The following is a 13,540-nucleotide window of genomic DNA, read 5'->3' as shown; positions in this document are numbered from 1 at the left end:
TTCCCGCCGATTCCCTTCCGAAGTATTGTTTTAAGACTTGATTCGGGACGCCGGACCCCGTCCGACCGCTCCGAAAATGGGATGTCTTGTCGTAATGCGGCACATTGAAGGACGGAGACATACCGCGGATGTCGGAAATGAAAAACAGCCTGCCCGGTCAGGCGGATGACGGCGCTCGCGCCGGTCGCCGCCCGCTCTCGGCAGGCCAAGACTATAAATCTGCAACGGCGCGCAAAGCCGCAAAGCAAGAGCATGGATCATTGGCGCGCTTCCTGAAAACCTGCGCGGCCGGCACGGCGCTAGCCGCCCTGGCGCGGCCGGTTCTGGCACAGGGCGAGCAGCAGGCGGCCGCATCGGCTCATCTCTTCACCTCCTCGCAGGTCGTCGGCGTTTCCGTCGTCATCGGCGTCATCTCGGCGGCCCTGCTTTCCACGCTCTGGCTCGTGCGCCAGCGCGGCAATCTGGAAAACGAGAGCCGGGAAATCCGCTCGGCGCTCTCCGATGCCCAGCAGCGCATTTCGCAATATCAGGCGCTGATCGCCGACAAGAACCGGCGCATCGTCATCTGGGACGGCAATGCGCGCCCCGAGCTTCTCGGCCAGCTTCCGCCCGAAACCGGCGCACCGCAGGACGGCGAATTCCTGGCCTTCGGCCTCTGGCTGAAATCGCATTCGGCCGCCGATCTGGAAAAGGCGATCGACCGGCTGCGCGACGGCGCGCAGAGCTTCGATATGGTGGTCGAAACCATCCGCGATGAAATCCTCGAGGCGCAGGGCCGGGTTTCCGGCGGACGCGCCTTTGTCCGCTTCGTGGCGCTCAACAATCTGCGCGCCGAGCTTGCCGAACTCAGGATCGAGCGCGACCGGCTGATGACCTCGATCTCGGCCTTCCAGACCATGCTCGACGCGATCGACATGCCGGCCTGGCAGCGCGACCCGGCGGGCCGCCTCACCTGGGTCAACCAGGCTTATGGCGACGCGGTCGAGGCACGCTCGCCGCAGCAGGCGATCAACGAAGGCCGCGAGATGCTGACGACCGTGGCGCGCGAACGCATTCGCGCGGTGACGACGCCGGAATCGCCTTTCCATGACACGATCTCGACGGTCGTGCGCGGCAATCGGACATTCTTCGACGTCGTCGACGTCAAGGTTCCCGGCGGTTCGGCCGGAATTGCAATCGATGTGTCCGACATCGAAGCGGTCCGCGCCGAGCTGGAACGGACGCTGAAGAGCCATGCCGAAACGCTCGACCATCTCGCCACACCCGTCGCCATCTTCGACGGCGAGCGCCGGCTGCAATTCTACAACCAGGCCTTCGTCGCCCTGTGGGAACTGGATATCGCCTTCCTTGAAAGCCGGCCCGACAATAGCGAACTGCTCGAGCGGCTGCGGGCGGCCAAGAAGCTGCCGGACCAGCTCAACTGGAAAAGCTGGAAGGAAGCGGCCCTTTCCGTCTATCGCGCGCTCGACACGCAATCGGATCTCTGGCACCTGCCCAACGGCCAGACGCTGCGCGTCTTTGCCACCGCCCACCCGCAGGGCGGCGCGACCTGGGTTTTCGAAAATCTGACCGAACAGGTCGATCTCGAAACGCGCTACAACACGCTGGTCAAGGTGCAGGGCGAAACGATCGATCATCTTTCCGAAGGGGTGGCGGTATTCGGGCCTGATGGCCGCATCCGCCTGTCGAATCCGGCCTTCCGGGCGCTCTGGGGCATTACCGAAATCGAAGCCAAGCCCGGCACTCATATCCGCGCCTTGGGCGAGGCCTGCGCACCGTCCTATGACCGGCCGGACGGCTGGAAGACCTTCGCGGAACTGATCACCAGCTTCGATGACGAGCGCCGCTCGAGCCAGGGGACGCTGGAACTCTTCTCCGGCCTCGTGCTCGATTACGCCGTCATCCCGCTGCCGAACGCGCAGACCATGCTGACCTTCGTCAATATGACCGACAGCGTGCGGGCCGAGCGGGCGTTGACCGAGAAGAACGAGGCGTTGCGCAAAGCCGACGAATTGAAAAACGACTTCGTTCAGCATGTTTCCTATGAACTTCGCTCACCGCTGACCAATATCATCGGCTTTACCGATCTGCTGCGCACGCAGGGCGTTGGGCCGCTGAATGACCGGCAGGCCGAATATATCGACCACATTTCGACCTCGTCCTCGGTTCTACTGACGCTCGTCAACGATATCCTCGATCTTGCGACCGTCGATGCCGGCATTATGCGGCTCAACTATGCCGAGATTGATCTCAACGACCTGCTCGACGACGTCTCGATGCAGATCGCCGACCGGCTGCACGAAAGCGGCGTCGCGCTCGAAATCACCGCGCCTGCCTATCTCGGCTCGATCATCGCCGATCCGCAGCGGTTGAAGCAGATCCTGCTGAAGCTGCTTGCCAATGCGGCGAATTTCTCGCCCGAGGGCACCTCGATCGCGCTCGAATGCCATCGCGAAGGCTCGGATTTCGTGTTCGCCGTCAGTGATCGCGGCCCCGGGATTTCACCCGACATGATCGCGACCGTCTTCGACCGGTTCGCGACGGGGGCAAAAAGCGGCAAACGCGGCGGCGCCGGCCTCGGCTTATCGATCGTCGACAGCTTCGTCAGCCTGCATCACGGCGACGTGACGATCGATAGCGAGCCGGGCAAGGGCACGACCGTGGTCTGCCGCATTCCTTCGGTCGACATCCCGCATTCCGCCGCCGCCGAATGACGACCGGCGATACGATCTCGGTTTTTCTGAAGGACGAAGCGGCGACCATCCGCTTCGGCGACGATCTGGCGCTCGCCCTGAAAGCCGGCGATTGCCTTGCTCTTTCCGGCGATCTCGGTGCGGGCAAATCTTCGCTTGCCCGTGCGATCCTGCGCGCCATGGCCGACGACGAGGGGCTCGAAGTCCCGAGCCCAACCTTCACGCTGGTGCAATCCTACGATCTGCGCATTCCCATTTCGCATTTCGATCTCTACCGGCTCGGCGATCCGGCCGAACTGACGGAACTCGGCTTCGACGAAGCCCTGGAGAACGGCATCTGCCTCGTCGAATGGCCCGGGATGGCAGAGGGCGAACTGCCCGCCGAGCGTATAGCACTGGGCTTGGAACATGAGGGCAGCGGCCGCCGGGCAACGATCAAGGCCTTGGACCCGCAGGCCTCGCGCATCCGAAGGGTCCTGGCGATCCGCGCTTTCCTCGACGAAGCCGGCTATCCCGATGTCAAACGCCGCTTCCTGACCGGCGATGCCTCGCTGCGCGCCTATGAGGCGATTTATCCGGACGCCGCCCCGCGAAAAATACTGATGGATTGGCGCCCGCATCCCGAGGGACCGCCGGTCCATGACGGCAAGTCCTATCCCAAGGTCGCGCATCTCGCACAGAACGCCTATCCCTTCGTCGCCATTGCCGATGCCTTGCGTGAGCGCGGTTTTGCGACGCCGGAGATTTATAAGGTCGATTATGAGCAAGGCATTTTGCTGATCGAAGATCTTGGCACCGAAGGCGTGCTCGATGACGACGGACGGCCGATCGCCGATCGTTACCGGCAAAGCGTTGCCTGCCTTGCCCATCTTCATTCCATGCAGATTCCGCAGGATATCCCGGTTTCGACAACGCATACGCATCACATTCCGGACTTCGACCGCACGGCGATGAAAATGGAAGTGCAGCTCATGCTCGACTGGCATATCGCCTGGAAGCGCGGCACGGCACCCGCGGATGCCAAACGCGTGGAATATCTTGCGATCTGGGACCATCTGATCGACGAGTTGCGATCGGCTGAAACCAACCTGCTGCTGCGCGACTTCCATTCGCCAAACATCATCTGGCGCGAACAGGAAAGCGGCATCAAAAAAATCGGTCTCATCGACTTCCAGGACGCCATGATCGGCCCCACGGCCTATGACCTTGCCTCGATCGTCCAGGACGCCCGCGTCACGATCGAACCGCCGCTTTTCCGGCAGCTGATGGACGATTATCTGGCGCTTCGCCGCGCGCAGGGCGGCTTCGACGAAGCCGGATTCCTGAAAGCCTGGGCGATCATGTCGGCGCAGCGCAATTGCAAGCTTGCCGGTCTCTGGGTGCGGCTGCTCCAGCGGGACGGCAAGCCCGGCTACCTCAGACATATGCCGCGCACACTCGCCTATCTCCAGGTCGCGCTCGAGCATGAGGCGCTTGCCCCCTTGCGCGATTGGTGCGCAAGGGCTGGAATAGGCCAGAGCGAATCATAAGTTCCGGATCAAGATGACCATCAGACAAGCCATGGTACTGGCCGCGGGTCTCGGGACCCGCATGCGCCCGATCACCGATACGATTCCGAAGCCGCTGGTGAAGATCGACGGCAAGCCGATGATCGATTATGCGCTGGACGCGCTGGTTTCGGCTGGCGTCGAGCGGGCCGTCGTCAACGTTCACCATCATGCCGACCAGATGCTCGACCATCTCGGCAAATATCGCGGCCTCGACATCGTCGTATCAGACGAGCGGGACGGGCTGATGAATTCCGGTGGAGGGCTCGCGAAGGGCCTGACGCTGCTGGACCGTGACGACATCTTCGTCATGAATGCCGATCTCTTCTGGATCGGCGAACAGCCGGGACGGCCGACGAATCTGCAACGCTTAGCCGGATTCTTCGATGCAGAGCACATGGACATGGCGCTGCTTTGCGTCAGGATTGAGGATACGACGGGTCACAACGGCAAGAACGATTTCAGCCTCGGTGCAGATGGCCGGCTGACGCGGTATCGCGACGATCCGTCCAATCCCGTCGTCTATGCCGGGGCGATCGCCATGAGCCCGGCGCTGCTTGATGATGCGCCGAAGGATGCTTTCAACCTCAATATCTATTTCGACAAGGCGATCGCGCGCCGACGGCTGTTCGGCATTATGCTCGAAGGCCATTGGCTGACTGTAGGAACGCCAGAGGCGATCGGCGAAGCGGAGGAAGCGATCCGCCGACTGCGGGCGTTCGCGTGAGCTCATGGCGGACCGGCACCAGCCACGCATCCTGACGATCCCGGCGGGCCTGCCCTTCCTGAAAACGCTGGCGACGACGCTTTGCGACGGCCGCCTGACGCCCCTCTTTCGGCATGAGCCCGATGATCCGCTGTCGCTCGCCAGGGTGACGATCTACCTGCCGACCCGCCGCGCCGTGCGCGTGCTGCGCTCGGAATTCGTCGACCTGCTCGGCGGCCGCTCGGCGATCCTGCCGGTAATCCGTCCTCTCGGCGAAACTGATGACGACAGCGGATATTTCGAAGAGGCGTTGCCGGCGACGATCGATCTCGCCCAGCCGCTGTCGAATACCGCCCGGCTCCTGGAACTGGCGCGGCTGATCCTTGCCTGGCGAAACAAACTGCCGGAGATCGTCCGTCACATCCATTCCGACTCGCCGCTCGTTGCGCCGGCAAGCCCGGCGGATGCGATCTGGCTCGCCCGCAACCTCGCGGAGCTGATCGATTCCATCGAAACCGAGGATCTTGACTGGTCGGAACTGTCGAAACTCGACACCGGCGACTACGCCGCCTGGTGGCAGCTGACGGCGGAGTTCCTGCAGATCGCCAGCGCCTTTTGGCCGGAGCGGCTTTCCGAGCTTGGCAAGTCCTCGCCGGCCCGGCACAGAAACGCCATTCTGCGGGCCGAAGCAGCCAGGATTTCGGCGGCGAAGCCGGCCGGGCCGATTATCATCGCCGGTTCGACGGGTTCGGTTCCTGCCACGGCCGATCTCATCGCCGCCGTTGCCAATCTGCCTGAAGGCGTGATCGTCCTTCCCGGCCTCGATCTCTCCATGCCCGAGAGGCATTGGCAAATGGTGGCGCCGGAGCCGGCGCCGGGCCAGCATGCCAACCCGGCCAGCCGGAGCCATCCGCAATATGGCCTGTCCTCGCTGCTGAAGAGGCTGAGGCTGACACGGGCCGACATCAGTCTGCTTGACAGGCCGGAGGCCGATCTCGACCGGCGCGCCGAAGTCCTGTCGCGCGCGCTCGCGCCGGCAGAGGCGACCAGCGACTGGGGAGCCTGGAAGAGCGCGCTGCCCGAGGGAGCGCTGGATTCAGCCTTTGCCGATGTTTCGCTGATCGAAGCCGCCAATGAGCGCGAGGAAGCAACCGCGATTGCCATCGCCCTCAGGCTGGCGTTGGAAAGGCCGGGACGGGACGGCGAGAGCCGGGCAGCGCTGGTCACGCCGGACCGCAATCTCGCCCGTCGGGTGATGGCGGAACTTTCCCGCTTCGGGATTCTCGCCGACGATTCGGCCGGCACCCCGCTTTCGGCGACGCCGCAGGGCACCCTGCTGCAACTGCTGCTGGAGGCGGCGCTGCGGCCGGGCGATCCGGTGGCGATCGTGTCGCTGCTCAAACATCCGCTGGCGCGCTTCGGCCTCGAGCGCGATGCCCTGATTTCTGCAACCGAAGCGCTCGAGCTGCTGGCGCTGCGCGGCGGCGTGGCGGAGGTGGATATCAACGCGCTCGAATCGCTCCTGACCCACCAGCTCGGCGAACAGGCCCTGGACCGACACGCGCCGCAATGGCGCAAGGCGCTGCCAGCCGAGGCGGCCAATGCCGCATCCGAACTTGCCCGCCGGGTCACCCGCGCAACCGAGCCGCTTGCCTCCGCGCTGGTCCGGCACCGGCCGGAAGAGCGCGGCAAGACGGCGCGTTTCACGCTGTCCGAATGGGCGGAGCGGACCGGCCGTTCGCTGGAGGCGGTCGCGGCAGATCCGCACGGCAATCTTGCCGATCTCTGGTCGCACGAGGCAGGCGACGCCCTTGCCTCGCTTCTTGGCGAAGTGATCGACACGGACGGCCAGATGGAGGCCGACGGGCCGCAATGGATCGACATCATGGCCGCGCTCGCCGCCGGCCATGCGGTGAAGCCACGGGCCCTCAGCCATCCCCGCCTCTTCATCTTCGGCACGCTGGAAGCCCGCCTGCAGAGCGTCGACACGCTGATCCTCGGCGGATTGAACGAAGGCTCCTGGCCAGGGCAGAGCGCCAACAATCCCTTCATTCCGCGCATGATGAAGACGGAGATCGGGCTCGAACCGCCGGAGCGGCGCATCGGCCAGCTGGCGCATGATTTCGAGATGGCGAACGGCACTCGCCACCTGATCTATTCGAGAGCGCTGCGCCAAGGTTCGACGCCGACAGTCGCCTCACGCTGGCTGCAGCGGCTGCTGGCGCTCGGCGGAGAGGCATTTGAGGCGGCATTGAGAGAGCGCGGCAACCGGTATCTGCAATGGGCCGGTCTCATCGATCGGGGAGAGGACCAGGCACCGGCGCAGCGGCCCTCGCCGAAACCGCCGCTGGCGCTGCAGCCGAAATCCTATTCCTTCAGCGAGGTCGGACGGCTGCGCCGCGATCCCTACGCCATCTATGCCCGTCGCATCCTGCGGCTCGATCCGGTCGACGCGTTCAACCGCGATCCGGGAGCGGCAGAACGCGGAACGCTCTATCACACGATCATCGACCGGTTCATCCGCGAGGCGCATGTGGCCGGCACGCCGGAGGCGGCAGCGGCGATGGAGGGGATCGTTGCCGAGCTTTTCGACATGGAGAAGCTGCCGCCGCATATCGATGCTGTCTGGCGGCCGCGCTTTCGCGAGGTAGCCCGTGCCTTCCTCGAATGGGAGGCCGGACGACGCCCCGCCATCCGCAGGACGCTGACGGAAGTGCGCGGCGGCGTGGAGCTGGAGGCGATCAATATCCGACTGAACGGCGTTGCGGACCGGATCGATATTACAGGACCGGGGGCGGCCGATATCATCGATTACAAGACCGGCTACAACCCCTCACCGGCACAGGCGCGCGCGCTTCTCGATCCGCAGCTCGCGCTGGAAGCGGCGGCTCTGAACGCCGGCGCCTTCCGCGATGCCGGCAGTCTCATCCCGCAGGATCTGCTCTATGTCCGCCTGCGTCCGGGCCGTCGGTTCCAGGTCGATACGGTGAACAATGAGAACTCGGCCCGCAGCGACAAAGCAAAATCAGCGATGGACCTCGCCGCGGACTCGATCGACCAGCTGCTCAAGTTCGTCAGTTTGCTCCAGTCCGGCGAAAAGGGCTTTACCTCGCGGCTCATTCCGGCGCAGCAGTTTGATTTCGGCGGCGATTTCGATCATCTCGCCCGCGTCTCCGAATGGTCGACGGCCGAGACCGAGGAAGGCGGCGGCGATGAGTGACCAGACCGCTCTTCCGAATGACGACGATCCCGGCGCCTGGATCGGCTGGACGACGATTCAACAGGCAATCGCCTCCGATCCCGAGCGCTCGGCCTGGGTCTCGGCCAATGCCGGTTCCGGCAAGACGCATGTCCTGACCCAGCGTGTCATTCGTCTGCTGCTTGCCGGCGCACGGCCTTCCGCCATTCTCTGCCTGACCTATACCAAGGCCGCGGCCTCCGAAATGTCGAACCGCGTCTTCGAACGGCTGGCGGACTGGGTGGTGCTCGACGACGAAGATCTCAGTCGGCGGATCATGCAGATCGAGGGTACGGCGCCAGATGCGCTGAAGCTTGCCGAGGCGCGGCGGCTGTTTGCGAAGGCGCTGGAAACGCCGGGCGGATTGAAGATCCAGACGATCCATGCCTTTTGCGAAGCGCTGCTGCACCAATTCCCGCTGGAGGCCAATGTTGCCGGGCATTTCTCGGTCCTCGACGATCGCGCGGCGGCGGCACTGCTTTCCGATGCGCGCCGGGCGCTGCTGACGGCAACGGCGCCGGAAGAGGGCAGCACCCTTGCCCAGGCTTTCGCCTATGTGCTCAATCTCGGCGATGAATCCGGGCTGGAGAACCTGCTCGCCGACATCGTCGCCAACCGCAACGCGATTCGCCGCTTCACGGCGGCTGCCGAACGACGGGGCGGCGTGGAGGCGGTTCTGCGCGACAGTCTCGGCCTTGCCGTGGGCGATACGGAAAGCCGGATCGCGGCGCAATATTGGCCGTTGCCGGAGCTTTCGGGCGGCATGCTGGAGCTTTATCTGTCGCTTGCCGACCACAAGGGCGGCGCCAAGGCGCAGGAGGTTGCCTATGGCCTCAGGCTTGCCGGCCGGGAGCGGGACGATGCCAGGCGCGCCGAAATGCTGGAGAAGATCTTCCTGACGGCAAAAGGCGAGCCGAAATCGGACTCGCAGTTCCTGGTCAAGGCCATGCTTGCGGAGGCGCCGCAATTGACGGGCGCCATCGCCGCCGCCCGTGCGCATGTCGCGGCAAGCCGTGATCGGTTGAAACTGATGCGAATGTTCGGCGCCACGCAGGCCGCGCTGGTGCTCGCCGGTCGGCTGAATCACGATTACGAGGAGCTGAAGAAGCAGCGCAGCCAACTGGATTTCGAGGACCTGATCACCCGCACCGCCGACCTGCTGACCAGGAGTGGCGTCGGTCCCTGGATCCATTACAAGCTCGACCGGGGTATCGATCATATCCTCGTCGACGAGGCGCAGGATACCAGTCCGATCCAATGGAGCGTCATCCAGTCGCTCGCCGAGGACTTCTTTTCCGGCGAGAGCGCCCGGCCGGTCGTGCGCACGCTCTTTGCCGTCGGCGACGAGAAACAGTCGATCTACTCCTTTCAAGGAGCGCGGCCCGAGCGTTTTTCCGAAGAGAGCGACCGGACGCGGCGGCGGGTCTCCGACAGCGGGCAGAGCTTTTCTTCCGTGCGGTTGCCGCTCTCCTTCCGCTCAACGGCCGACGTGCTCGAGGCCGTCGACGAGATTTTCAGGACATCCGACAATGCGCGCGGCCTCAGCGCCGTCGGCGAACCGGTCGTGCATCGGTCCAGCCGCATCGGCCATCCCGGCGCCGTCGACCTCTGGGAGATGATCGCGCCTGAGGCGGTGGTAAAGGAAGAGGATTGGACGGCGCCCTTCGACGCGACGCCGGAAAGCGCACCGGCCGCAATCCTCGCGCGGCGGATCGCTCATTCGATCGGCACGCTCGTCGGCCGTGAAACGATCATCGACAAAGGCAAGGAGCGGCTGATCGAAGCCGGTGACATTCTTGTCCTGGTGCGCAAGCGCGATGCCTTCGTCAATGCGTTGACCCGCGCCTTGAAGCGCCGCGGCGACATTCCCGTCGCCGGCGCCGACCGACTGACGCTGACCAGCCATATCGCCGTGCAGGATCTGCTGGCGCTCGGTCGTTTCCTGCTTCTGCCGGAGGACGATCTTTCGCTCGCTGCCGTGCTCAAAAGCCCGCTTTTCGATCTTTCCGAGGACGATATCTTTGCAATCGCCGGCCTGCGGGACGACAACGAGAGCGTCTGGAGCCATCTCAAGAGGTTTGCGGCAGACGGCCCCGAGCGTTTCCGTGCTGCCGTCGAAAGGCTGGAGCTGTTTCTTCGGCAGTCGAGGCATCTGTCGGTCCACGATTTCTATGCGCGCGTGCTGGGCAGCCATGGCGGGCGGCGGCAATTCCTTGCCCGTCTCGGCACCGAGGTCAGCGATATTCTCGACGAGTTCCTGACCTTTACCCTCGACCACGAGAGTTCCGGCCTTCCCGGGCTGCAATCCTTCATCTCAACGCTGGAGCTCGAAGCGCCGGAGGTGAAGCGCGAGCAGGACAAGGGGCGAAACGAAGTCAGGATCATGACCGTGCATGCCTCCAAGGGTCTTGAAGCACCAATCGTCTTCCTCGTCGACGGCGGCTCCAAGCCCTTCACGCATACGCATCTGCCGAAGCTTCGCCTGATCGAAACCGACGCCGACGAGCCGCCGCTGCCTGCCTGGGTTCCCGTCTCCGACCTCGCCAATTCGCTGACGCAAAACGATGCAGCGCGGATTCAGACGCTGGCGGAAGAGGAGTATCGCCGGCTGCTTTATGTCGCCATGACGCGGGCTGCAGACCGGCTTGTTGTTTGCGGCTATCGTGGCGTTCGTGTCAATAACGATACCTGGCATATGATGATCTCAGCCGCGCTGAGCGAAGGCCATCCGCATGTGGAGGCGGCCACCTTCTCCGGCCCAGACGGGGAATGGCCGGGCATCCGATGGCGCGTGCCGCGGGTGGAGCGGCGCTTCGAGCGCATCGACCGCAACGAGGCGCGCGACAGCCAGGAGGCGTTGCCGGAAGGCCTGTTGCGGCCATTGCCGCCGCAGGCTGAGCTGCCCCGCCCCCTCAGCCCATCCGGCGCCGGGATGATCGTCGACGAAGACGAAGGCGGCTTGTTTGTCGCTTCGCCGCTGTTCGGCGAGAAAGAGCGCAGCGATCGTTCGCTGGAAAAGGGCAGGCTGATCCATCGCATGCTGCAGGCGCTTCCCGACATTCCACCGGTCGAACGGCCGGATGCCGCGAGCCGCTATGCCGAGCGGGCGGCGCGGTTCTGGCCAGAAGCGGAACGCCGCCGGCTCGTCGATTCGGTTCTGAAATTAATGGACGAAGAGGGTCTGCAGCCGGTTCTCGGGGCAGAGGCCCGGCCGGAAGTTTCGATCATGGGAACATTGACGCTCGAAGACAGGCGCTATGCGGTCTCCGGCCGTATCGACCGGCTGGCCGTGCTTGCCGATTGCGTCGTCATTCTCGACTACAAGACCAATCGGGTGCCGCCTTCGACCGAGGAGGCGATCCCTTTCGCACATAAGGCTCAGCTCGCGATCTATCGTGAGATCCTGGCGCCGCTCTATCCCGGCAAACGCATCGACTGCATGCTCGTCTATACCGAGAATGCGTCGCTCTATACGCTGAGCGAAAAGGCGCTCGGTTTGGCGCTTGCAGGACTCAAGACAAAGTGAAATACCCGACATTGAAAATTTAGCGCCGCACCATCACATGTGGTTCAACATCTTCTTCGGTCAAAGGAGCAGCCTATGGCTACCGTGAAAGTCGATATCAATAACTTCCAGTCGGAAGTTCTGGAATCCGCAGAACCCGTCGTCGTCGATTTCTGGGCCGAATGGTGCGGTCCCTGCAAGATGATCGCTCCGAGCCTCGAGGAGATTTCCGTCGAAATGGAAGGCAAGGTCAAGGTCGCCAAGCTCAACATCGATGAAAACCCGGAACTCGCCGCCCAGTTCGGCGTGCGCTCCATTCCGACGCTCGCGATCTTCAAGGGTGGCGAAGTGGCCGATATTTCGGTCGGCGCCAAGCCGAAGACAGCTCTTTCGAACTGGATTTCGAACGCCGCCTGATCGATATCGTCCTTCATATCGCATGAAAAAGCCCGGCTTTGACCGGGCTTTTTTCGTCTGCTTATTTCGGGGGCGTGCCATTGTCGGCAAGCACATCGCCGACGAGATAGAGAGAGCCGCCGACAAGGATGCGGGGCGGCAGCGCCGCCGGGTCGAGGGCCGCCCTTATCGCTTCCAGCGCCTCCCCGACCGTCGACATCGGTTCGGCGGTCAAACCGGCATCATAGGCGGCATTCGACAATATCACCGGGTCGATCATCGCGTCGCTGCCGCGGATCGGTACGCAGAACACCTTCTCGACCAGGCCTGTAAAGGCCTTGAAATAACCGATCGGGTCCTTGGTGTTGATCATGCCGATTATCAGGAAAAGCGGCCGCGGCTGGCGCTCCTCGAAATTGGCCATGGCTTCGGCGATCACTTCGCCGGCGCCGGGATTATGCCCGCCATCGACCCAGATCTCGGCGCCGAGCGGGGCATGCGACAGCAGCCGACCTTCGCTCAGGCGCTGCAGCCGGCCCGGCCACTCCACGCAATTCATCGCCTTTTCCATCATCGTCTCGGTGACGGTGAAACCGGCGGCCTTGACGGCGCGGATGGCGGCGGCGGCATTGGCGTATTGATGGCGACCGGGAAGACGCGGCAGCGGCAGGTCGGCAAGCCCGTATTCGTCCTGATAGACAAGCCGCCCATATTCCTCATGGGCCATGAAATCCTGGCCGAAAACCGCGCTTGGGCAATGCAGCCGCTCGGCTGTCGACATCAACACGTCGAGCGCCGCATCATATTCCTGATGGCCGATGACAACGGGCCGTCCGGGCTTCATGATGCCCGCCTTTTCAGCCGCGATCAGTTCCACCCTGTCGCCGAGATAGGGCTGGTGATCCAGCGAGATCGGCATGATGACGGACACAGCCGGATCGGAAATGACATTGGTGGCGTCGAAACGGCCGCCGAGACCGACTTCTATGATCGCGGCATCGGCCGGGTGTTCGGAAAACAGAATGAAGGTGACCGCCGTCAGGATTTCGAAGACGGTGATATGCTGCCCGGCATTGGCATCGGCCACGCGGCGGAGAGCCTCGGCGAAGACGGCGTCATCGACAAGCTGCCCGCGTCCGCCCGCCACACCGATACGATAACGCTCGTGCCAATTGACGAGATGCGGCGAGGTGTGGACGTGGGCGCTGTAGCCGCCTGCTTCCAGCAGAGCCCGGCAAAAGGCGGTGACCGATCCCTTGCCGTTGGTGCCGGCGACATGGATCACCGGCGGCAATCTCAGATGCGGATTGCCGAGTCGGTCGAGGAGACGGGTGATGCGATCGAGAGACAGGTCGAAGCCCTTGGGATGCAATCCCATGAGTTTTTCGATCTCTTGCGCTGCCTCACTCACCGCGGTTTGGCCTCTGGGTATCATTTCGGCACCCCGCCTGCTTG

At 63.7% G+C, this 13,540-nt stretch carries 7 protein-coding genes; 6 read left to right on the top strand and 1 reads right to left on the bottom strand.

Annotation, left to right across the window (positions count from 1 at the left end; all coding sequences use genetic code 11):
- Positions 1 to 128 precede the first annotated feature (128 nt).
- The 6 genes from Tal182_RS00160 (at position 129) to trxA (ending at position 12,106) form a co-directional block, all read left to right on the top strand.
- A complete protein-coding gene (locus Tal182_RS00160; RefSeq protein WP_085857690.1) occupies positions 129 to 2,714 on the top strand; it encodes a PAS domain-containing sensor histidine kinase in 2,586 nt (861 codons plus the stop codon).
- Positions 2,711 to 4,222, top strand: a complete 1,512-nt coding sequence (gene tsaE, locus Tal182_RS00155; protein ID WP_085857689.1) for a tRNA (adenosine(37)-N6)-threonylcarbamoyltransferase complex ATPase subunit type 1 TsaE — start codon at positions 2,711 to 2,713, stop codon at positions 4,220 to 4,222. Before Tal182_RS00160 ends, tsaE begins: the two co-directional genes overlap by 4 nt.
- A 13-nt stretch (positions 4,223 to 4,235) precedes the next feature.
- Complete coding sequence (locus Tal182_RS00150) at positions 4,236 to 4,967, top strand: nucleotidyltransferase family protein (RefSeq protein WP_085857688.1); 732 nt, start codon at positions 4,236 to 4,238, stop codon at positions 4,965 to 4,967.
- Between the two features lie 4 nt (positions 4,968 to 4,971).
- Positions 4,972 to 8,166 (top strand): double-strand break repair protein AddB, encoded by a 3,195-nt coding sequence (gene addB / locus Tal182_RS00145; RefSeq protein ID WP_085857687.1) that lies wholly within the window; start codon positions 4,972 to 4,974, stop codon positions 8,164 to 8,166.
- Positions 8,159 to 11,710 (top strand): double-strand break repair helicase AddA, encoded by a 3,552-nt coding sequence (addA, locus tag Tal182_RS00140; protein ID WP_085857686.1) that lies wholly within the window; start codon positions 8,159 to 8,161, stop codon positions 11,708 to 11,710. Before addB ends, addA begins: the two co-directional genes overlap by 8 nt.
- Before the next feature lie 75 nt (positions 11,711 to 11,785).
- Complete coding sequence (gene trxA / locus Tal182_RS00135) at positions 11,786 to 12,106, top strand: thioredoxin (protein ID WP_004672616.1); 321 nt, start codon at positions 11,786 to 11,788, stop codon at positions 12,104 to 12,106.
- Between the two features lie 61 nt (positions 12,107 to 12,167).
- Here trxA and Tal182_RS00130 read toward each other — a convergent pair whose 3' ends face one another.
- Entirely contained in the window at positions 12,168 to 13,520 is a 1,353-nt protein-coding gene (locus tag Tal182_RS00130; protein ID WP_085857685.1) for a folylpolyglutamate synthase/dihydrofolate synthase family protein, read from the bottom strand.
- Positions 13,521 to 13,540: the final 20 nt, after the last annotated feature.

The organism is Rhizobium sp. TAL182 (genome assembly GCF_002117725.1).
GTDB lineage: Bacteria > Pseudomonadota > Alphaproteobacteria > Rhizobiales > Rhizobiaceae > Rhizobium > Rhizobium esperanzae.
This window is presented reverse-complemented; position numbering and strand designations above follow the sequence as displayed.

What these genes read in the sequence shown, in the direction of transcription:
- trxA (WP_004672616.1), top strand. Translation starts at nt 11,786, where the DNA reads ATGGCTACCGTGAAAGTCGATATCAATAACTTCCAGTCGGAAGTTCTG.
- Tal182_RS00150 (WP_085857688.1), top strand. Translation starts at nt 4,236, where the DNA reads ATGACCATCAGACAAGCCATGGTACTGGCCGCGGGTCTCGGGACCCGC.
- tsaE (WP_085857689.1), top strand. Translation starts at nt 2,711, where the DNA reads ATGACGACCGGCGATACGATCTCGGTTTTTCTGAAGGACGAAGCGGCG.
- addB (WP_085857687.1), top strand. Translation starts at nt 4,972, where the DNA reads ATGGCGGACCGGCACCAGCCACGCATCCTGACGATCCCGGCGGGCCTG.
- Tal182_RS00130 (WP_085857685.1), bottom strand. Translation starts at nt 13,520, where the DNA reads ATGATACCCAGAGGCCAAACCGCGGTGAGTGAGGCAGCGCAAGAGATC.
- addA (WP_085857686.1), top strand. Translation starts at nt 8,159, where the DNA reads ATGAGTGACCAGACCGCTCTTCCGAATGACGACGATCCCGGCGCCTGG.
- Tal182_RS00160 (WP_085857690.1), top strand. Translation starts at nt 129, where the DNA reads ATGTCGGAAATGAAAAACAGCCTGCCCGGTCAGGCGGATGACGGCGCT.